Below are 19,786 nucleotides of genomic sequence, written 5' to 3' on the forward strand. Positions count from 1 at the left end.
ATTGTATGATTGAACAAAATATTTGATCCGTGAGTGTACGCAATGACTGGGATTGGCTTGCCAACACAAGAAGGAGAGCGCCGAGTGCGCGTTCGTTGGTTGAACGAAAAGCTCCGGAATCTTCCAGTGTCTAATTGCTATTCGACAGTATCGGACATGGTTTCGTCGAATGATGGAAAGCTGACCAATTGGAGTGTCGTCATCACGTTCGACAACAAATCTCCATCCGATGAGATTTGGACCGGGAAGCTCGGCTTTCTGTCGCCCGATGGTCCTTGGGATCAATTGGCGAAGGGCAAGATTATCACGCTATACGAAGGCAGAACGATCTCAGCAGAGGTTGAGATCATTTAGCTGAATGTCGCAGGCAGACCGCTTGCTGATACAAGCTTAGGTGGGCTGACCTACGCTAAACATTAAACTTGAAGTGCATGACGTCGCCGTCCTGCACCACGTATTCCTTGCCTTCCTGGCGCAGCTTGCCGGCCTCGCGGGCGCCGGCCTCGCCATTGGCCGCGACGAAGTCGTCATAGGCGATGGTTTCCGCGCGGATGAAGCCCTTTTCGAAATCGCCGTGGATCACGCCCGCGGCGCGCGGCGCGGTCCAGCCCTTGCGGATCGTCCAGGCGCGCGCCTCCTTCGGGCCGACCGTGAAATAGGTGATCAGGTCGAGCAGCGTGTAGCCCGCATGGATCATGCGGGTCAGGCCGGTTTCCTCGAGCCCCAGCGCGTCGAGATAGTCCTTGCGCTCTTCGGGGGCGAGCACGGCGATTTCGGATTCGATCTTCGCGGAAATCACGACGCAGGGCGCGCCTTCGCCCTTGGCGTATTCCTCGACGCGGGCGGAGTGGGCATTGCCCGTCGCGGCGCTCTCCTCATCGACATTGGCGATGTAGAGGACGGGCTTGGCGGTCAGGAGCTGCAGCATGCGCCATTCGCGGCGCTTGTCGGCGGGCACGTCGGCGCGGCGGGCCGGGCGGCCGTCGCGCAGTTCGGCCAGCGCCAGCTCGATGAGGGCAAGCGCTTCCTTGGCTTCCTTGTCGCCGGTCTTGGCCTTCTTCTCGAGATTGGGCGTGCGCTTTTCCAGGCTTTCCATGTCGGCGAGCATCAGCTCGGTCTCGACCGTCTCAAGGTCCGCGATCGGATCGACCCGGCCCTCGACATGGGTGACGTCACCGTCCTCGAAGCAGCGCAGCACATAGGCCACCGCATCGACTTCGCGGATATTGGCGAGGAATTGATTGCCGAGGCCTTCGCCCTTCGACGCACCGCGCACCAGGCCGGCGATGTCGACGAAATTCATCCGCGTCGGAATGATCTCCTTCGACCCGGCGATCTTCGCCAGCACGTCGAGGCGTGGTTCCGGCATCGCCACGTCGCCGACATTCGGCTCGATCGTGCAGAAGGGATAATTGGCGGCCTGCGCCGCCGCCGTCTGGGTGAGGGCGTTGAAAAGCGTCGACTTGCCCACATTCGGCAGGCCGACAATGCCGCATTTGAAACCCATGACCGCACCCTTCTGTCTCGCGCGAAGGCGTGGGGTTAGCGCGGCCTCTGCCAAGGGTCAATTCGCCCGTCAGGAAAGCCAACGGCCGCGTCCTTATTGGGACGCGGCCGCCTCGGCTTTACGGGTCCGGCCTCGCAGGGAGGCCCGGGGAGGGACGGGACCGGACCGCCGCCGATCCGGACCGCCTATTGCGGATCGGCCATGTCGTCTTCCGGTTCGTCGTCCGAACCGTCGTCATAGGTCATGCCGGCATCGTCCGCGGCGTCATCCACCGGGTCTTCGAGCGGATCGACTTCGACTTCCGCGTCGACGGCGGCATCGGCCCAGACGCTGTATTCGTCGAAGCTGAGCTGGGAATCCGCATCAGTGTCATAGGAGAGGAATTCTTCCTCGGTCACATCCGGCATCGCCGTCTGCACCTCGGCCAGCGACAACTTGCCATCGGCATTGGCGTCGATTTCGGCATGGTCCTGGGCGCCGGCGGCACCCGCGAACCCGGCCGCCAGCAGTGTGGCGGCGAGCAGTTTGGCTTTCATCAGGGTCTACCCTCGATTGCCGTTCGCGTCTTAACGGGCGGGGGACAGGGGAGGCCCGGGCGCGAACAAGGCAATTGCGGCCCCCAACCGTGACCCTTCGCGGGCAAGGCCGGGACTTTTGCAGGACCATCTCGGGCCAGATCGCATAACAATGGGGTAAGGCGTATCAAATGTTACGGGGCTTGGGAATACCTGCCGCGAAACGTGCTTGTTCCGGTGCGAATTTCCCCGATCCGCAAATCAGCGGATCAGCCCGGCGACCATCGCCGCGCCGATGGCGAGCATCAGCACCGCCACGACATGGCGCACGAAGCCGAGCGTGATCTTGTCGAGCGTCCGCGCGCCCACCCACGCCCCGGCAAAGGCGGCGAGGGTCGCCGCGCCGACCAGCGCCATGTCCCGGCCCGTGAAGGCCGCATCGCCCGCCATGCTGGCGGCATAGACCGGCAGCCGCGACACATCGACGAGGACGGCGATGAGCACCCCGGTCGCGATGAAGGCTTTCGCGTCCAGCCCGGTCTTCAGGAGGAAGGCGGAACGCAGCGCGCCCTGGTGACCCGTCAACCCGCCGAGAAAGCCTGTAACGAGCCCGCCGAGCGGCAGAAAGCGCCGCGGCGCGGCGAGTTTCCGGAACCAGTCCTGCCATTCGAGCAGGGCAAAGACGATCATCAGCACGCCGATGACGAGGCCGGCCGGGGTCGGTCCGAACGTCTGCCCCGCCATCCGCCATTCGAACACCGGGCCAGTGTCGCCCAGCTGGCCGAGGACCCAGGCCCCGGCAAGCGCCGCCGGAATGGCGGGCAGTCCGAAACGCAGGACGACGCCCCAGTCCGCGCCGCGCCACATCAGCCCGCCCTTGAAGAGATTGTTGAGGAGGTGCACCGCCGCCGTCGCCGCCACGGCAATCGGGGCGGGAAAGAAGAGGACGAAGACCGGCAGCAGAAGCGTGCCGAGGCCGAAGCCGGAATAGAGCGTCAGAAGCGAGGCGAAAACGGAGGCGAGGATGACCAGTGCGAAATCCATCCCGTTTCCTCCTGTCAGTCCGCATCCGGGCCGCCGCCCGGACCGGGGGTCTCGGGCGCGGGGGCGAGGTGCGTGACCTTCGTCTGGAAGGCGTCGAGGTCGCCCGCTGCAAGGAGGGGCAGGGCGCGCGAGATCGCGTCGAGCAGATTGCCCGCCCATTCCTCGTCGGCCTTCGGAATGTCGGACAGCACCCAGCCGGTGACTTTCGACTTGTCGCCGGGGTGGCCGATGCCGATCCGGCCGCGCCGCACGTCCGCGCCGACATGAGACGCGATCGAGCGCAACCCGTTGTTTCCGGCGTGGCCGCCGCCGGCCTTCAGGCGGAACTTGCCCGGCGCCAGGTCGAGCTCGTCATGGAAGACGATGATGTCTTCCGGCGGGATCTTGTAGAAATGCGCGGCTTCCAGAACCGACCGCCCCGCCTCGTTGTAATAGGTCTGGGGCTTCAGCAGCAGCACCTTCACCGGCCCCTTGGGGGTGTCGATACTGCCTTCCGCGGTCATGCCCTGAAAACGCGAACGCCACGGACCGAAATTCCAGTCCGCGGTGATCGCATCAAGGGTCATGAACCCGATATTATGCCGGTTGCGCGTGTATTTCGCGCCGGGATTCCCGAGACCGGTAATCAGAAGCATGGAACCGCTCCGCTAGGTCCGGTGTGAGCCGGCGCGGCGTCGCGGCGGCCGGGACTAGTCTTCCGACTCGCCCTCTTCGCCTTCCGCCGCTTCGACTTCGGCTTCGTCCGCGTCTTCGGACTCTTCGGCTTCGCCTTCTTCCGACTCGACCATCACGCGGGCGCCTTGCAGCGTCGCGATCGTGAAGTCACGGTCGGTGATGGTCGGCGTGACGCCTTCGGGCAGGGTGACGTCGGAGATGTGGATCGAGTCGCCGATTTCCTTGCCGGAAAGGTCGATGACGATCTCTTCCGGGATCGAGCCGGCCGGGCAGGACAGTTCGACCGCATGGCGCACGACGTTCAGGACGCCGCCGCGCTTCAGGCCCGGGGACTTCTCTTCATTGATGAAGTGGACCGTCACCTCGACGTCGATGACGGTGTCTTCCTCGACGCGGAACAGGTCGATGTGAAGCGGCTCGTCGGTCACCGGGTGGAACTGGACGTCCTTCGGGATGACCGGCTGCTTTTCCTTGCCATGCTCCAGCGTGACCATGTGGGACAGGAATTTGCCCGTATGGATCGCCTTGCGCAGGACGTTCGCCTTCACGGCGATCGAGACGGCGCCACGGTCGCCGCCATAGAGAACGCCAGGCACGAGGCCTTCACGGCGTGCTGCGCGGGCGGCGCCTTTGCCGGTGCCTTCACGCACCTCGACGGGGAGAACGATGTCGCTCATCAGTCCGGTCCTTCGAAAAATCTCGTATCAAACGCGAACGCCGCAGTCTCCGATCGCCCGGAACCGCGGCATCCGAGGTCGCACCGGGTTGCCCCGGCGCGTTTGAGCGGCGGCTAATAGCCGATCCCGGCAGGGCGTGCAACCGTCCCGACACGTGAAAAGCCGGTGCGTCGCAGCACCGGCTTTCCTTCTAGCGGCAGGCTCAGCGCCTGCGGTGTCGATTGGCGTTATCCGACCGAGGCATACATCTCGTCGGCGGCTGCCATGTATTCGTTCCAGCTCAGCACGGAATCATTGTCCGTGTTGAACGCGTCGAAACGATAGGCATAGCCGCTGTCGGACTGCCAATGGCCCCACTCTTCGCGGGAGACCATGCCGTTACCGTCCATGTCGATGGCGTGGAACAGCTGTTCCAGCCGCGACATCCGGTCCATGCGCATGGCGGCGGTCCGGACCATCGGATCGTCTTCGACCTCGATATCGGCGCGGATGCCTTCGGTTCCGGTCGTGCGCGTATCGCGCTGCCAGTCCCCTTGCGGGTCCGGATCATCGGAGAAGTCCTCCTCGACCCAGTCGTCATTGGTCAGGCGAGGCCCCATCGTGCCGGAGGTATCAACGCCGTCATCGTCGTAGAAGTCCTCGCTGCGCTGGACACGGTCCTGGCGCGTCGGGCTTTCGTTCATGTAGGCGTTGTCGGGGTCTTCGTACTGCGCGATCGCTGCCGGGGTGAATGCCAGCGCCGCCACTGCACTCATCAGAGTCATGCGGGTCATGGAATTCGCTCCTTGGTCTGCGCACCAGTATCGGTGCCGTATGCCAAGGCAACGGGACCCCCGGGGGGTGATGTTCCGGTTTTTCCGAAACTTTCTCAGTCGAACAGTTTCGAGACCGATTCGTCGTTCGCGATCCGGCGGATGGCTTCGCCCAGCAGCGGCGCGATCGAGATCGCGCGGACATTGCCGCCATCGGCCCCGGCCGAGGCCGCCGCGATCGAGTTGGTGCAGACCAGCTCGGTCAGTTCCGAATTGCGGATGCGCTCATGCGCCTTGCCCGACAAAACGCCATGCGTGACATAGGCCGCCACCTCGGTCGCCCCGCGTGCCTTCAGTTCGGCCGCTGCATTGCACAGCGTGCCGCCGCTATCGACGATATCGTCGAAGATGATGCAGCGGCGGCCGTCGACGTCGCCGATGATGTTCATCACTTCCGACTGGCCGGCCTTCGGGCGGCGCTTGTCGACGATGGCGATGTCTGCCCCCAGGCGCGTGGCCAGCGCACGGGCGCGCACCACGCCCCCGACATCCGGCGAGACGACCAGCAGATTATCGACCTTGAAATGCTTGTTGATGTCGTCCTCGAACACCGGCGTCACGAACAGATTGTCGGTCGGAATGTCGAAGAAGCCCTGGATCTGGCCGGCATGCAGGTCGAGCGTCAGGACGCGGTCCGCGCCGGCTTCCGCGATCAGGTTCGCGACCAGCTTGGCGGTGATCGGCGTGCGCCCGCCGGTTTTCCGGTCCTGCCGGGCATAGCCGAAATAGGGAATGACCGCCGTGATCCGCTTTGCGCTCGCGCGCTTCAGCGCGTCGATGCAGATCAGCAACTCCATCAGATGGTCGTTCGCCGGGTGCGAGGTCGACTGGATGATGAAAATGTCTTCGCCGCGCACATTCTCGTCGATGCGCACGAAGATCTCGCCATCGGAGAAGCGCTGGATTTCGGTCGTGGTCAGCGGGGAGTCGAGATAGTCGGCGATCTGCTTGGCCAGCTCCGGATTGGAGGTCCCGGACATCAGCTTCATCGGAGTGCGCCCCGCCATGGCAACCTCGCTTCGTTTGGCCCGCCGGTCACGTATCAGAGGCGGGCGCGCATTTGAACCTTCAATTCATCCGTGCGCGTCGAATCCCGGCGGTTGTGGCAATCCGGGCGACGAAATCGCGATCACCTTGAACAGCTGGCCCATCTGGTCCGCGTCGGTAAGGCGCCAGAGTTGACGGGCGATCTCGGCCTTGCGCCCCGGATTGGCGCGGAGGAGGGCGGTGGCGCGCACCTCGATCCCCATCCGGATCAGGAAGTCGGCCTGTGTCACCGGTCCCTGCACGTCGAGCCCGGCGTCCTTAGCGGCGCGGACGAGGCTGGCGAAGTCCACCCGGGTCGTCAGGTCGGCCGTGCCGGGATCGTCCAGCGGATCGACCTTCTCGTGCGACCGGATCGCCTGCAGCGTGTCACCGGCCTCCGGTTCGGCCGGGCCATAGTCGATGAACAGGGCACGGCCCGGATGTTTCGCGAACCGCGCCGCCAGCGCATCGACGACCTGCCGGTCGCCGGGGCGGAGTTCGACAAGGCTGCCGTCCGGCGCATCGCGCAATTCTGCAGCGATCAGCTCGACATCCGCCGGCGTCAGCTGCGGCCCGGTGCCGAAGGCCAGCTTCGACCCGTCCTCGGGATCGAGACCGACCATGCGCTCGCGCCAGACCCCGTCCTGCTTCACGGCCTGGCGTACGGGCAGGCAGTCCAGGAATTCGTTGCCGAGGATCACCGCGGGTCCGCCGGGCACCTGTTCCAGTCGATCAGCCCAGCCGGTCATCACGCCCGACGGGGTCAGCGTGCGGGCCTGGACCATTTTCAGCGCAGCACTGGCCTCGACCAGCGTCACCTCGACCGCTTCGCCGAAGCCCGGTGCGGCCCGTCCGGCGCGCAGCGCATCGGCCATCATCGCGCCCGTGCCGGGACCCAGCTCGGCCAGACGGAAGGGTTTCGGCTGACCCAGATCCATCCAGGCCTGCACGCACCACAGCCCGATCAGTTCGCCGAACATCTGGCTGATCACCGGGGCGGTGATGAAATCCTCACCCGCGCCGATCGGGTTCTTGGTCGCGTAGAACCCGTCGCGCGGATCGAACAGCGCCTCGGTCATGAAGGACGCGACGGAGACCGGGCCTTCGGCTTCGATCCGGTCACGTATGCGCTGGCCGACCGGGCTCACGCTTTTTCGGTTTTCTCGGTTTCGCGCACCGCCGGGGCCGGGGCGGGTCCCTTCTTCCAGGCCCGCCAGATCAGCCAGGCACCGATGATGATCATCGGAATGGAGAGCAGCATGCCCATCGTCACGATACCTTGCAGCGCCTCGGGCATGTGGCGGTCGGGCTCACGTACGGTTTCCAGCAGCGCCCGCGACAGGCCGTAGATCAGCAGGAACAGGCCGGCATTCATGCCCGGCCGCGCCAGCGAGCGGAATTTCCAGGTCGCGATGTTGATCACCGCGAAGATCAGTGCGCCTTCGAGCGCCGCTTCATAAAGCTGGCTCGGGTGGCGGCAGGCGCCCAGCGGATCGTTCTCGAACCGCATCGCCCACGGCACATCAGTCGGACGGCCCCACAACTCGCCATTGATGAAGTTTGCAATGCGACCGAAGAACAGGCCGATCGGCGTCACCACGGCGGCGGCATCGCCGACACGGAACAGGTCCAGCTTGCGATTGCGGCAGACGAAGAACAGCGCCAGCGCTACCCCGATCAGGCCGCCGTGGAAGGACATGCCGCCTTCCACAATGCCGGTGACGATCCACAGGGGGCGCTCCCAGATCGCGTCGATCTGGTAGAACAGGACATAGCCGAGACGTCCGCCGCCCACGACGCCGATCGTGACCCACAGGAGCAGGTCGTCGATGTCCTCGACATTGAACGGTGTGCCGCGCGGCGGGACGCCCTGCGGCACGTAAAGCTTGGGCCGCCGCGACAGCGCCACCATGTAGCGCCAGCCCAGGAGCAGGCCGGCGATATAGGCCACCGCGTACCAGCGCAGCGCGAACGGCCCGATCTGGAAGATCACCGGATCGATCAGCGTGAAAGGCGGCAGACATTCATTCATGGCGCGTCCGGAGCTTGTGTGCGGTTCGCCGCATTGCGTCGGCGGGTCAGGCAACGCATATAGGAGGCGGAACACTTAGCCAATGGCACCGGTATGCAGACCCGTAATCCGCTTCTCAACGATTTCGCCGAGCTGATGAGCGACGCCTTCGCGGCCGCACAGGCTGCAGGCGATGAGGCGAAGACCGCGTTCAAGGCGCAGATGCGCCGTGCCTTGGCCGAGATGGATCTCGTCGAGCGCGAGGAGTTCGAGGCCGTCAAGGAAATGGCGGCCAAGGCCCGCGCCGAAGCGGAGGCACTCGCCAAGCGCGTCGAGGCGCTCGAAGGCGGGAAAATGGCGGCGGCGAAGCCCGCGGCGAAAGCGGCGGCAAAAACCGCCAAGCCCGCGGCCCGGACCCGTCCGCGCTCGGCGACGCGCAACCCGCCGGCGCGCAAGGCCGCGAAGCCGAAAAAAGACTGATCCCGCGATCATCCACAGGCCCGTCCGGCGGCGCAGTTGCGCGCGTGCCGGTTACGGCCCTACCGTCTTGTTGTCGCGCGCGATTCGACGGCGCGCCTGGAAGGGGAACCCCGATATGGAACTGGCTCCCGAATTCACCACGACGATCATCGATCCGCTCGATTCCGTCGAGCAGGCGGTGATTGCCGAACAATTGCCCTATGAACGCGACGACGCCGGCGAACTCCACATGAGTGCGCCGGGCGCATGGCGCGATCACCAGATCTGGTTCGCCTGGCGGCCGGAACTGGAGGCGATCCATATCTGCTCCAGCCTCGACCTGAAGACGCCGCCGAACCGCTTCCGCGAAGTGTGCGAACTGGTCTCGCGTCTCAATGAGAAGCTCTGGTTCGGCCATTTCGACGTCTGGGCCGAGGATGGCGGCATTCTCTACCGCCACGCCATTCCCCTGCCGCACGGCGAATCCCTGTCACCGGGCCAGGCCGCGGCGCTGATTCAGGCCGCGCGCGAAGCCGGCGACCGATTCTACCCGGCCTTCCAGTATCTCGTTTGGGGCGGCAAGTCGGTCGAAGAAGCCGCGCAGGCCGCGATGTTCGAAACCGCCGGGGAAGCATGAGCGAGCCTGCAAAACCCGGACGTACCGTTCTGATCGGGGCGGGCCGCATGGGTGCGGCCCTCGCCTCCGGCTGGCTGCGCAAGCGCGGCGCGGTTGATGCGGAAAACCTGCTGATCGTCGATCCGGGCCGCAATGAGACGTGCAAGGCGCTGGTGTCGAAATACGGGCTAAAACGCGTGCCGGAACTCGGTCCGCGCATGGCAAAGGACGTGTCGACCGTCGTCCTCGCGGTGAAGCCGCAGCAATTCGACGAACTGGGACCGAAACTCGGGGACATCCTCCCCGAGGATGCCGCCGTGATCTCGGTCATCGCGGGCATCTCGATCCGCCGCCTGAAAAGCGCGCTCGGCGATCGCCCGATCGTGCGCGCCATGCCCAACACGCCCGCCTCGATCGGCAAGGGCATCACCGTCGCCGTCGCCAGCGACGCCCCCGCTGCCGTCAAGCGGCAGGCGGAAAAGCTCCTGAAGGTCGGCGGCCCGGTCGAGTGGATCACCGACGAGCGCCATATGGGCGCGGTCACCGCCGTGTCGGGCTCCGGCCCGGCCTATGTCTTCTTCATGGTCGAGGCACTCGCCGGTGCCGGCTTCGCCGAAGGCTTGCCGCGCGAACTGGCCGAGCGCCTCGCCCGCGAAACCGTCGTAGGGGCCGCTGCCCTGCTCGCCGAAAGCGACCAGAGCCCGGCGGAACTGCGCCGCGCCGTCACCTCGCCGGGGGGCACGACCCAGGCGGCGCTCGACGTGCTGATGACCGGCCTGCCGGACCTGATGCGCAACGCCGTCGCCGCCGCCGAACGCCAGTCCCGCCGCCTCGGCGGCGACAACGGGCGGTAGGGTCTAGCTCGGGTTTGCGGTCCAGCGCACGTCGGCTTCGTCGTGGCAGCTGCCGGTGAAACCGTCGAACCCGGACGGGAAGCCCGTAGTCATGAACTCGATATTGACCCGGCCCCAGACATTCGAGACATGGCCGTCCTCCATCACCACGGAGACGTCACAGCTCCAGTCGGCGCGGCTCGGGTCGACAGCGATCCAGTAGCCCGCGAACAGACCGACCCGGTCGTCGTAATTGCCACCCAGGCCCGGCACGTAGACGCGCAGCTCGCCATAGCGCGGATGGAATTGCTGCAGCACGGCGGTGGTGCCGACATCCTCCAGATAGATGACGGTCCCGGCATTCGAGACCCAGGCTTCGTCGGCAAGAGCCGGCGCGGCCAGCGAGGCGACCATCGCCGCCGCGAACAGTGTTTTCATGACAATCCCTGTGTTGAACCGCTGCAGCCTACAGGGGCGCGGGACCGCCACAAGCGGAATTGCGTGTCACCACACGCCGGTGATGGTTTCGCCCTCATAGAGTTCCGCGATCCGCCGCCTGGCGGCACCGACGATCCCGTCAGGCAGGGCACTCGGCCTGAACCAGCCGGTCTCGGCGATTTCGTGATGCGCGGTCATCGCGCAGCCCGACCACTCGCGCACGCGGAACACGGCGACATGATCGCCGCGGAAGACCTGTTCGTTGGAGTAGACGCCGACCAGTTCGGGTATGCCCGCCGGGTCGATCCCGGCCTCTTCGCGCAATTCCTTGCGCAGGGCATCATAGATCGTCTCGCCGCGCTCCACCCCGCCGCCCGGGAAATGCCAGCCCGCCACATAGGTGTGCTTCACCAGGAGAATTTCCCCCGCCGGATTTTCCACGATGCCGCGCACGCCCAGCGTCATGCCGCGCTGGATCCGCCACCATCGCTGGATGAAGGGCCGGATCAGCGGTTCGGCGCGTGTTCGGAGATTCACCGTTTTTCCTTCACATGCCTGCTGCGGACTGCTAGCCCGGACGCCGCGTCCGGGTTATGTACCCTGCCACGTCTGTCTGTTTTGTGTGAGGAAATCCGCATGGCTGCCCTTGTTGTTTTCGGTGTCTGCTTCGGCGTTTTCGCGCTTCTCAACCTGATCGAATACAAGCGCATCGACTAGAGCCTCAACGGGCTTTCGCTCATGACGCTGCTCGCAGCTTTCGCGCTCATCCTCGCTGGCATCGTGGCCTTGCTGTTCGGCGGGGATTTCCTGATTCGCGGGGCGACCTCGCTCGCGAAGAAATGGAACGTGCCCTCCCTGCTGATCGGTCTCACGATCGTCGCCTTCGGCACGTCTGCCCCAGAACTCGTCGTGTCGATCGACGCCTCCCTGTCGGGCTATCCCGGTCTCGCCATCGGCAATATCGTCGGCTCCAACATCGCCAACGTGCTGTTCGTGCTGGGCCTCCCGGCGATCTTCGGCGCCATCGCCACGCAGGCGCCCGGCGTGAAACGCAATGCGGTCTTCGCCCTGCTCGCCTCCGGCGCGCTGATCTGGGCGGCCTGGGATGGCGGGATCCAGCTCTGGGAGGGCGGCATTCTCGTCGCGCTCATCATCCTCTTCGTCGGCTATATGGGCGTTCTCGCGCGCAGGAAGCCGGACGATCCCCTGATCGCCGAACTGATCGAGGCCGATGACGGCCCCGGTCTGCCGAAATCCGGCGCGGCGATCGCCCTCTTCCTGATTGTCGGTCTCGTCGCATTGCCGCTCGGCGCGCACATGATCGTCTCCGGCGGCACGCGCGCGGCCGAACTGCTCGGCGTGCCGGACGCGGTGATCGGCCTGACCGCGGTCGCCATCGGCACCTCGCTGCCGGAACTGGCCGCCGTGATGGTGGCCGTGATGCGCCGCAATGCGGAACTGGCGATCGGCAATGTGCTCGGTTCGAATATCTTCAACATCTTCGCGGTTGGCGGCGGTGCGTCGCTCGCGGTCGGTCTGACTGGCGGCACGCTCGCCGTGCCGGAGCAGATCATGACGTTCGACGTCTGGGTGATGCTGGCCGCGGCCGTGGTACTGGCGCTCTGGGTCTTCGCTGGCCGCGCGGTCGGACGCCTGACGGGTCTCGTCTTCTTTGGCGCCTACGCCGTCTATATCGGCGCGCTGGCCTGGATGAACCCGGTCAGTCTCGGCGACCCGGACGCGGAGGGTTACGACGGCCCGGTCGTGATAATCCTGGACGAGGACAACGGATGATCCGCACCATCGCCGCCCTGGCCGCCGCCGCGCTTCTGACCGGCGCGGCCCATGCCGGTCCCGACGATTTCAGCTACGGCCCGGTGTTCGACAGCTACGGCCGTGTCGCGGACATTCCTGACGCCGAGGCCCTGCCGGCCGATACGGTGCTCCGCGTTGCCTTCGATATCGCAGAAGGCGCGGATCCGGGCGAGGTCAGCCGCCGGATCGACAGCGCGGCGCGTTTCATCAACATGCATGCCCGCGCCGGGCTCGAGCCGATGAATGTCGAGGTCGCCATCGTGCTGCACGGCCGTGCAGCCTGGGACGTAACGACTGCGGACTGGTATGCCACCCATCAGGACGGCGCGGAAAATGCCAATGCCGAACTCGTCGCGCAGCTGATCGATCTCGGCGGCGTGCGATTCTTCGTCTGCGGCCAGACGGCGGCCTATTACGACATCACCGGCGACGACCTGCTGCCGGGCGTCCAGATGTCGCTGTCGGCGATGACGGCGCATGCCCTGCTGCAGCAGGACGGCTACACGCTGAACCCGTTCTGACGGGCTTCTATTTCTTGCGGAAGCGCGTCAGGCCGACCGATTCGGCCTCCTTGTAGACGTCCATCTTGCGCGTCGTGACGGCCGCGGCCAGCACGGCGTCGGGCGTCAGAGCGGCGTCGAGGATCGCGCCGCACAGCGTCTCCTGCAGGTCGAATTTCCGGTCGTTCAACGCGCGGATCGCGTTGAACAGATAGTCGTAATCGACCACGGTTTGGATCCGGTCGGTCCCGTCCCAACCCTTCGCCGACACCACGGTGACCACATCGATGCGCACGCGCTGACGGCGGCCGCGTTCGTGATCGTGAATGCCGATCTCGACGTCCACAACGACGCCGTCCAGCCGGTAGACGAACACGTCATTGCCGCCGGACTGGGTCAGGGCGTCTTCGATGATCTGGGCGAGGTTCACGGTTTGGCATCCTTCCGCACGGCGGGGTCGAACATCACGTCGCGATTGCGGGAGTCGAAATGCTGCCCGCCGTCGACCAGCAGGGTCGACCCGGTAAAGGACGGCGTGTCGAGGATGAATTGCAGCGCGCGAACCAGGTCTTCCGGTGTCGAGCCGCCCTGCATCGGATTGTGTGTATGCGCCCGCTCGAATTCTTCTTCGGTCTGATCCCCCGAGGGCAGGGTGATGCCCGGTGCCAGTCCGCACACCCTCACGTCCGGCGCGAAGCTGCGCGCCAGCAAGTCCGTCGCACCGTGCAGGGCCTGTTTCGCGACCGTGTAGGAGAAGAAGTCCGGGTTCAGATTCCAGAGCTTCTGGTCGAGCATGTTCACGATCACGCCGCTGTCCCGGCCCATGCCGCGATGCGGCCGGGCGAAGGCCTGGGCCAGCAGGACCGGCGCTTTCAGATTGAGGTCGATCGTTCGGCTGAACTGTTCGGGATCGATCTCGCCGGGCTGGTCGTATTCGAAAATCGAGGCCGAGTTGACCATGAGCCTCATGGGCCCGAGCCGCGATATGAGCCCGTCCATGAAGTCCGGCACGCCCCGCCAGTCCGTCAGGTCGAAGCCGGCGCACTCTGCCGACATCCCCTTCGCGGCGAGCGCATTGGCAAGCGCTGCGCCGCGATCGACCGACGCGTTCGCATGGATGACGACGTGAAACCCTCGCTCGGCGAGCGCCCGCACGAACACTTCGCCCAGCCGGCGGGCACCTCCGGTCACGAGGGCAACGGGCTTCATGCTGTCTCCTTTCCCGGAACGAACAACTGAGGCGCGTCACCCACCACCGCGCGCAGGAAGAAGAGCAGATCCTGAGCGTAATAAAGCTGCTGGCGCGATGAAATCAGAAAGGCGTCGTCGAGTTGCCGGATCAGCACGACCGACCAGCACGGAAAGCCGGGTGCATCGGATTCGCCGATGGCGGGATTGACCTTGTAGCCTTCTGCCGCCGCGCCTTCGATCGAATGCCGGAGCGCATCGAGTATCGCCTCGCGCTCCCCGCGATCCTTCGGGACATAAAGCACGATATTGATCTTCCGCACATTGAGTTCCGCCTTCATCCAGACGCGGAACCCGCGCTCGCCCGGCAGCTCGATGTCATAGAGCGCGATGCAGCTGTCGGCGTTCTTGCGCACCCTGACCTTCGTCTTCGGCGCAATGCGCCGGCTGCGGCGGGACGTGCCCGGATCGGAAAAGTCGGGCTGGGGATTGTCGAAAAAGGCGAGTGTCTGCGGCAGTAGCCGGGTCAGAAAGGCATCGGTCCGGTGCCTGAGATGGGCCGCGTCGCCCTGCGCGAATGACACGACGAACACGATCAGCAATAGCGGTAGAAGAACGCCGATCAGGTAGAACGAAGCCTCGATCCAGTCGGGTCTTTCGGTACTGTCCAGCAAGGCCCCGATGGTGAGAAACAGGCAGAAGCCAAGCAGCGCCGTCAGGGCGAGAACAATCAGCGTCCGCACCCAGGGCGGCACGAAGACATTCGCCAGATTCTGGAAGAGTTCCATTGCGCTACGACGCCTCGCTGGGTTGCGAACCCTATCTAGCGCGTTGTGCGGTCGCGGCAAAACCGGGCATAAGTCCGCGCGCGATTGCTGCACCTAGGCGCTTGCCTGCGCCTGTCACCAGGGCGATTTTGTCGGCCATGAAAGCCTCCCGTCCGGAACGTCCGCCGATCGAAGCGGCCGACAGACCCGCCCCGGTGCCCGAGGGCGCGGGCAAGCTGTCCGGCCCCGACATCATTGCGGGCTATGTAAAGAACCTGCCCGGAAAGCCGGGGGTTTACCGCATGTACGGGGAGGATGGCGAGGTTCTCTATGTCGGCAAGGCCCGGAATTTGAAAAACCGGGTGTCGAACTACGCAAAATCCGGCGGGCATACCAACCGCATCGCCCTGATGATCGCGCTGACAAGGTCGATGGAATTCGTCGTGACCGCGACGGAAACCGAGGCGTTGCTGCTCGAAGCCAATCTCATCAAGCGGCTGAAGCCGCGCTTCAACATCATCCTGCGCGACGACAAGTCCTTCCCCTACATCCTGGTTCGAAAGGATCATGGCGCGCCGCAAATCCTGAAGCATCGTGGCGCGCGGAAAGCCAAGGGCGAGTATTTCGGCCCCTTCGCCAGTGCCGGCGCGGTGAACCGCACGCTGAACACGCTGCAGAAGGCCTTCCTGCTGCGCACCTGTTCCGACAGCGTCTATGAGGGCCGGACCCGGCCCTGCATGCTCTACCAGATCAAGCGCTGTTCCGGCCCCTGCGTCGATCTCGTCTCGCTCGATGACTACCGCGAACTCGTCGGCGAGGCCGAGGCCTTCCTGCGCGGCAAGTCCAACACGTTGCGCGAGGAGTTGAGCGCAAGGATGCAGGCCGCGTCCGAGGAACTCGACTTCGAGACCGCCGCTCGCCTGCGCGACCGCATCCGCGCCATCGCGGCGGTGACCACCGACCAGGGCATCAACGCCGAAGGCGTGGAGGAAGCCGACATCGTCGCGCTGGCCCAGGAAGGCGGGAAGAGCTGCGTCCAGGTCTTCTTCTACCGGGCCGGGCAGAACTGGGGGAACCAGTCCTTCTTCCCGCGCCATGAACAGGACAGTGCGCCCGAAGACGTGCTCTCGGCCTTCATCGCGCAATTCTATGACGACCGTCCGGCGCCGGGCCTGATCCTGACTTCGCACGCCTTGCCCGAAGGAGAGCTGATCGCCGAGGCGCTGACGCTGAAGACCGGGCGCAAGGTGACGGTCCATGCGCCCTCGCGCGGCGAGAAGAAGAAGCTGGTCGAGCAGACGCGGCGCAATGCCGAGGAAGCACTTTCGCGCCGCATGTCGGAAACCGCGACCCAGACCCAGCTACTGAAGGGCGTGGCAAAGGTATTCGGCCTCGCCGAACCGCCGCAACGGATCGAGGTCTACGACAACTCCCACATCCAGGGCACGAATGCGCTGGGCGCGATGATCGTCGCCGGGCCGGAAGGCTTCACGAAGAACCAGTATCGCCGCTTCAACATGAAGCCGGAGGATGTCGGCACGAATGACGACTTCGCGATGATGAATGCGATGCTGAAACGCCGCTTCTCGCGCATGTTGAAGGAAGCCGACCAGGGCGCGCCGGTCCCGGACCTCGTTCTGATTGACGGTGGCAAGGGCCAGCTCTCGGCCTCGCGCGCCGTGATGGAAGAGCTGGGGCTGTCCGACATTCCGCTTGCCGCCATCGCCAAGGGGCCGGAGCGCGATGCGGGCCGCGAGGCCTTCTACATGGACGGCCGGGCGCCGTTCAAACTGCCGATGAATGATCCGGTGCTGTACTATCTCCAGCGCCTGCGCGACGAGGCGCACCGTTTCGCGATCGGCGGGCACCGCGCCAAGCGCGAGCGCGCCATCCGGGAAAACCCGCTCGACGGCATTCCTGGCGTCGGTCCGTCGCGCAAAAAGGCCTTGCTGGCGCATTTCGGATCGGCCAAGGCGGTGAGGGGGGCGGCGCTTTCCGACCTCGAAGGGGTGGAAGGCGTCTCCAAAGCCATGGCAAAACGCATCTATGACTGGTTCCGCGATGCTTAGATCCCTGCCGAACGCCCTGACCGTCCTGCGCATGGCGTCGGCACCGGCCGGGGCCGTGCTGATGATCCTCAGTTATGGCAGCAGCGAAGGCCGGCCCTTCGCGGGGATCGACCTGTCGGCCTTCCAGGAAGAGGCGGACGCGCTGGCACTGGCGGCGATGATCTTGTTCGTTCTTGGCGCCCTGACCGACATGTTCGACGGATGGCTGGCGCGCGCACTGAATGCCGTAACGCGGGCCGGGGCCTTGCTCGACCCGATCGCCGACAAGGTCTTCGTGGCCTTCTGGCTGTTCGTCTGGGTCTGGATCCTGCCCTTCAATCTGATGATCGTCGTGCCCGCCGCCGCCATCATCGCGCGCGACATCATGCTGACCGTGATCCGGCTTCAGCGCCTGGGGCAGGAATCGGTCCCCATTCCCGTCAGATTCGACGCCAAGATGAAGACGACGGCGGAATTCATCACCCTGGCCTTGCCCTTCCTGGCCGGCCTGCTGGCCGTCAACGGCATCGGCCTGACAGACTGGTTCTTCATCGAGATCTGGATGTCCTTCCTGTGGTTCTCCGCCGCGCTCAGCCTCTACACGGCGATCCGCTACCTCCTGCCCCGGAAGCGCGCATGAACGCCCCGGCGGACACCGAGCCGCACCTGCTCATCGTCGATGACGACGACCGCATCCGTTCGCTGCTGAAACGCTTCCTGGCCGAGCGCGGCTTCCGCGTGACCACCGCACCGGACGGGGCGAAGGCCATGTCACTGATGAAGGGGATGGCATTCGATCTCCTTATCCTCGACGTGATGATGCCCGGCATGGACGGGTTCGAACTGACCGGCGCGGTGCGCGAGAAGGGCGATGTGCCGATCATCCTGCTGACCGCACGCGGCGAGGCCGACGACCGCATCCGGGGGCTGTCGCTCGGCGCGGACGACTATCTGCCCAAGCCGTTCGAGCCGGAAGAACTGGTGCTGCGGATCCGGTCCATCCTGAAGCGCGCCCGGCCGACCGGCCCGGCGCATGCCAAGGTGCGCTTTGGCGGCTGGGAATATGATCTGCATCAGGAAACCCTGTCGAAGGGCGGGGCGCGGGCGCGCCTGACCGGCGGGGAAACCGCGCTTCTCTCCGCGCTCGCCGCGACCCCGTCGCGCGCGGTCAGCCGGATTGCCCTGTCGGAAAAGACCGGCGGAGGGGAGCGCGCGGTCGACGTTCAGGTCACCCGCCTCAGGCGCAAGATCGAGCGCGATCCGCGCCAGCCCCTGCACATCCAGACCGTGCGCGGGGAGGGCTACAAGCTGATCGCCGACGCCGTGTTCGAGGATAGGGGCTGATCGTGGGGCCGCTGAAGCGATACCTGCCGAAAGGCCTGTTCGCGCGGTCGATGCTGATCTTCGTCCTGCCGGTCATGATGATGCAGGCTCTGATCGCCTGGGCCTTCTTCGAGGAACACTGGGAAACGGTCACAAGCCGCCTGTCGGAAGGCGTGGCCGGTGATGTCGCCATGATGACGGCGCTGTTCGAACAGGTCGGCGAGGACGAGACGGCCTTTGCGCCCTACGCCCAGAATGCGCGGGACACGATGCGGCTCGACGTCGATTTCCGCCCCGGCGACACGCTGCCGACCAGCCGCCGGACCTCCTTCTTCCGTACGCTCGACCGCACGCTGCGACGAGCGCTGACGGCGCAGATCGACAAGCCGATCTGGTTCGATACCACCCGCTATCCCCAGTATGTCGATATCCGCGTCCAGACCGACACCGGCGTGCTCCGCTACATCGCCTTCCGCGAGCGCGCCTTCGCCACGACCGGACACATCTTCATCCTGTGGTTATTGGGCGCTACGGCGATCCTGACCCTCATCTCCGTCATCTTCATCCGCAATCAGGTCAAGCCGATCCGCCGGCTCGCCGACGCGGCGGAGCAGTTTGGCCGCGGCCAGGACGCCGACTGGTTCAAGCCCGCCGGCGCGCGCGAGGTGCGTCAGGCGGCCCACGCCTTCCTGGAAATGCGCCGCCGCATCCAGCGTCATATCGACCAGCGCACCGGCCTGCTCGCCGGGGTCAGTCACGACCTGCGCACCCCGCTGACGCGTCTGAAACTCCACCTCGCCCTGATGCCGGAAGGCCCGGACCGGGAGGAGGCGCGCCGCGACGTCAGTGAGATGGAACAGATGCTGGAGGAATACCTGACCTTCGCGCGCGGCGAGGCGGGGGAAGAGACTCAGGTGACGGACCTCTCCGCCCTGGTCGCCGAGGCGGTCGGCGATGCCGGACGCACCGGCGCAAGGATCGACCTCAAGGCCGCCGGGGCGGTCGAGGCCGCGGTGCGGCCCGGCATGGTCAAGCGCGCGGTCGCGAACCTCGTCGCCAATGCCGCCGCGCACGGCGACCGGGTGGCCGTCAGCCTCCGCCGCGCCGGCAGCCGGATCGAGATCCTCGTCGATGATGACGGCCCCGGCATCCCGCCGGACCGCTATGAGGAGGCGTTCAAGCCCTTCTCCCGCCTCGACGAGTCCAGGAATCAGAACCGCTCCGGCGTCGGGCTCGGCCTCGCCATCGCCCGCGACGTGGCGCGCAGCCATGGCGGCGACGTGACGCTGAGCGAGAGCCCGCTGGGCGGACTTCGCGCCAGCCTGTCGATACCGGGCGGCTGAACGACAATCGCCCCGGCGGGAGGGCCGGGGCGAGTGGGTCGTCACTCGAAGGGAGATGTGTGCGCCCTTGAGGATTCTTCCGCTAGGTGAGAGCGGCGGACCGGATCCCTGCGAGGGATGAACGGGGCCCGGCCCGCCTCTCAAGGAGCGCACGCTGTCGAACCTAGGGTCTGGCCGCTGAACGCCGCG

The 19,786-nt window shown here is 65.6% G+C and carries 24 protein-coding genes; 10 read left to right on the plus strand and 14 right to left on the minus strand.

From position 1 onward, the window contains the following. Positions 1 to 42: 42 nt before the first annotated feature. Positions 43 to 354, plus strand: a complete 312-nt coding sequence (locus L5876_RS00320) for a hypothetical protein (protein WP_236954100.1) — start codon at positions 43 to 45, stop codon at positions 352 to 354. A gap of 55 nt (positions 355 to 409) precedes the next feature. Here L5876_RS00320 and ychF read toward each other — a convergent pair whose 3' ends face one another. The 9 genes from ychF to lgt all read right to left on the minus strand — a co-directional run bounded on the left by ychF (position 410) and on the right by lgt (position 8,288). Then, positions 410 to 1,507, minus strand: coding sequence for a redox-regulated ATPase YchF (gene ychF, locus L5876_RS00325; RefSeq protein ID WP_236954101.1), 1,098 nt, complete (start codon positions 1,505 to 1,507; stop codon positions 410 to 412). A gap of 185 nt (positions 1,508 to 1,692) precedes the next feature. Further along, positions 1,693 to 2,043, minus strand: coding sequence for a hypothetical protein (locus tag L5876_RS00330; RefSeq protein WP_236954102.1), 351 nt, complete (start codon positions 2,041 to 2,043; stop codon positions 1,693 to 1,695). Between the two features lie 240 nt (positions 2,044 to 2,283). Then, on the minus strand, positions 2,284 to 3,066 hold the full coding sequence (locus L5876_RS00335) for a sulfite exporter TauE/SafE family protein (protein ID WP_236954103.1): 783 nt from the start codon (positions 3,064 to 3,066) through the stop codon (positions 2,284 to 2,286). A gap of 14 nt (positions 3,067 to 3,080) precedes the next feature. Further along, positions 3,081 to 3,701, minus strand: a complete 621-nt coding sequence (gene pth / locus L5876_RS00340) for an aminoacyl-tRNA hydrolase (RefSeq protein WP_236954104.1) — start codon at positions 3,699 to 3,701, stop codon at positions 3,081 to 3,083. 54 nt (positions 3,702 to 3,755) lie between these two features. Then, positions 3,756 to 4,418, minus strand: a complete 663-nt coding sequence (locus tag L5876_RS00345) for a 50S ribosomal protein L25/general stress protein Ctc (RefSeq protein ID WP_236954105.1) — start codon at positions 4,416 to 4,418, stop codon at positions 3,756 to 3,758. 227 nt (positions 4,419 to 4,645) lie between these two features. Next, positions 4,646 to 5,191 carry a hypothetical protein gene (locus tag L5876_RS00350; protein ID WP_236954106.1) on the minus strand — a complete coding sequence of 182 codons (546 nt, stop codon included), beginning with the start codon at positions 5,189 to 5,191 and terminating at the stop codon, positions 4,646 to 4,648. Between the two features lie 95 nt (positions 5,192 to 5,286). Further along, positions 5,287 to 6,219 carry a ribose-phosphate pyrophosphokinase gene (locus L5876_RS00355; protein WP_236954578.1) on the minus strand — a complete coding sequence of 311 codons (933 nt, stop codon included), beginning with the start codon at positions 6,217 to 6,219 and terminating at the stop codon, positions 5,287 to 5,289. An 84-nt stretch (positions 6,220 to 6,303) separates the two neighbouring features. Next, positions 6,304 to 7,404: an SAM-dependent methyltransferase gene (locus tag L5876_RS00360; RefSeq protein WP_236954107.1), complete on the minus strand. Its 1,101-nt coding sequence runs from the start codon at positions 7,402 to 7,404 to the stop codon at positions 6,304 to 6,306. Beyond that, on the minus strand, positions 7,401 to 8,288 hold the full coding sequence (gene lgt / locus L5876_RS00365) for a prolipoprotein diacylglyceryl transferase (protein WP_236954108.1): 888 nt from the start codon (positions 8,286 to 8,288) through the stop codon (positions 7,401 to 7,403). Before lgt ends, L5876_RS00360 begins: the two co-directional genes overlap by 4 nt. A gap of 93 nt (positions 8,289 to 8,381) precedes the next feature. On the opposite strand from lgt, the gene L5876_RS00370 reads away from it, so the two are divergent. The 3 genes from L5876_RS00370 to proC all read left to right on the plus strand — a co-directional run bounded on the left by L5876_RS00370 (position 8,382) and on the right by proC (position 10,196). Next, positions 8,382 to 8,747 carry an accessory factor UbiK family protein gene (locus tag L5876_RS00370; RefSeq protein ID WP_236954109.1) on the plus strand — a complete coding sequence of 122 codons (366 nt, stop codon included), beginning with the start codon at positions 8,382 to 8,384 and terminating at the stop codon, positions 8,745 to 8,747. 115 nt (positions 8,748 to 8,862) lie between these two features. Beyond that, positions 8,863 to 9,363 (plus strand): YbjN domain-containing protein, encoded by a 501-nt coding sequence (locus tag L5876_RS00375; RefSeq protein ID WP_039719218.1) that lies wholly within the window; start codon positions 8,863 to 8,865, stop codon positions 9,361 to 9,363. After that, on the plus strand, positions 9,360 to 10,196 hold the full coding sequence (gene proC / locus L5876_RS00380; protein WP_236954110.1) for a pyrroline-5-carboxylate reductase: 837 nt from the start codon (positions 9,360 to 9,362) through the stop codon (positions 10,194 to 10,196). Before L5876_RS00375 ends, proC begins: the two co-directional genes overlap by 4 nt. 3 nt (positions 10,197 to 10,199) lie before the next feature. Here the strand turns inward: proC and L5876_RS00385 are convergent, their stop codons facing one another. Both L5876_RS00385 and L5876_RS00390 read right to left on the minus strand, forming a co-directional pair. Beyond that, complete coding sequence (locus tag L5876_RS00385) at positions 10,200 to 10,613, minus strand: hypothetical protein (protein ID WP_236954111.1); 414 nt, start codon at positions 10,611 to 10,613, stop codon at positions 10,200 to 10,202. Positions 10,614 to 10,679: 66 nt separating this feature from the next. Next, positions 10,680 to 11,150, minus strand: coding sequence for an NUDIX domain-containing protein (locus tag L5876_RS00390; RefSeq protein WP_236954112.1), 471 nt, complete (start codon positions 11,148 to 11,150; stop codon positions 10,680 to 10,682). Positions 11,151 to 11,351: 201 nt separating this feature from the next. Between L5876_RS00390 and L5876_RS00395 the strand changes: the two genes are divergently transcribed. After that, positions 11,352 to 12,407 (plus strand): calcium/sodium antiporter, encoded by a 1,056-nt coding sequence (locus L5876_RS00395; protein WP_236954113.1) that lies wholly within the window; start codon positions 11,352 to 11,354, stop codon positions 12,405 to 12,407. Beyond that, on the plus strand, positions 12,404 to 12,949 hold the full coding sequence (locus tag L5876_RS00400; protein WP_236954114.1) for a DsrE family protein: 546 nt from the start codon (positions 12,404 to 12,406) through the stop codon (positions 12,947 to 12,949). Before L5876_RS00395 ends, L5876_RS00400 begins: the two co-directional genes overlap by 4 nt. A gap of 7 nt (positions 12,950 to 12,956) precedes the next feature. Here L5876_RS00400 and L5876_RS00405 read toward each other — a convergent pair whose 3' ends face one another. The 3 genes from L5876_RS00405 to L5876_RS00415 are packed head-to-tail and all read right to left on the minus strand — an operon-like array spanning position 12,957 to position 14,904. Then, on the minus strand, positions 12,957 to 13,358 hold the full coding sequence (locus tag L5876_RS00405) for a dihydroneopterin aldolase (protein WP_236954115.1): 402 nt from the start codon (positions 13,356 to 13,358) through the stop codon (positions 12,957 to 12,959). After that, complete coding sequence (locus L5876_RS00410; protein ID WP_236954116.1) at positions 13,355 to 14,137, minus strand: SDR family NAD(P)-dependent oxidoreductase; 783 nt, start codon at positions 14,135 to 14,137, stop codon at positions 13,355 to 13,357. Before L5876_RS00410 ends, L5876_RS00405 begins: the two co-directional genes overlap by 4 nt. Continuing rightward, positions 14,134 to 14,904, minus strand: coding sequence for a hypothetical protein (locus tag L5876_RS00415; RefSeq protein WP_236954117.1), 771 nt, complete (start codon positions 14,902 to 14,904; stop codon positions 14,134 to 14,136). Before L5876_RS00415 ends, L5876_RS00410 begins: the two co-directional genes overlap by 4 nt. Before the next feature lie 137 nt (positions 14,905 to 15,041). Here L5876_RS00415 and uvrC point away from each other — a divergent pair, with 137 nt between their 5' ends. The 4 genes from uvrC to L5876_RS00435 are packed head-to-tail and all read left to right on the plus strand — an operon-like array spanning position 15,042 to position 19,597. After that, complete coding sequence (gene uvrC, locus L5876_RS00420) at positions 15,042 to 16,952, plus strand: excinuclease ABC subunit UvrC (RefSeq protein WP_236954118.1); 1,911 nt, start codon at positions 15,042 to 15,044, stop codon at positions 16,950 to 16,952. Further along, positions 16,945 to 17,571 (plus strand): CDP-alcohol phosphatidyltransferase family protein, encoded by a 627-nt coding sequence (locus L5876_RS00425; RefSeq protein ID WP_236954119.1) that lies wholly within the window; start codon positions 16,945 to 16,947, stop codon positions 17,569 to 17,571. The genes uvrC and L5876_RS00425 overlap by 8 nt, the downstream gene beginning before the upstream one ends. Beyond that, positions 17,568 to 18,275: a response regulator gene (locus L5876_RS00430; RefSeq protein ID WP_236954120.1), complete on the plus strand. Its 708-nt coding sequence runs from the start codon at positions 17,568 to 17,570 to the stop codon at positions 18,273 to 18,275. The genes L5876_RS00425 and L5876_RS00430 overlap by 4 nt, the downstream gene beginning before the upstream one ends. A 50-nt stretch (positions 18,276 to 18,325) precedes the next feature. After that, positions 18,326 to 19,597, plus strand: coding sequence for an ATP-binding protein (locus L5876_RS00435; protein ID WP_272906803.1), 1,272 nt, complete (start codon positions 18,326 to 18,328; stop codon positions 19,595 to 19,597). Positions 19,598 to 19,786: the final 189 nt, after the last annotated feature.

This window comes from Hyphobacterium sp. SN044, assembly GCF_021864465.1.
In the GTDB taxonomy this organism is placed as follows: domain Bacteria; phylum Pseudomonadota; class Alphaproteobacteria; order Caulobacterales; family Maricaulaceae; genus Hyphobacterium.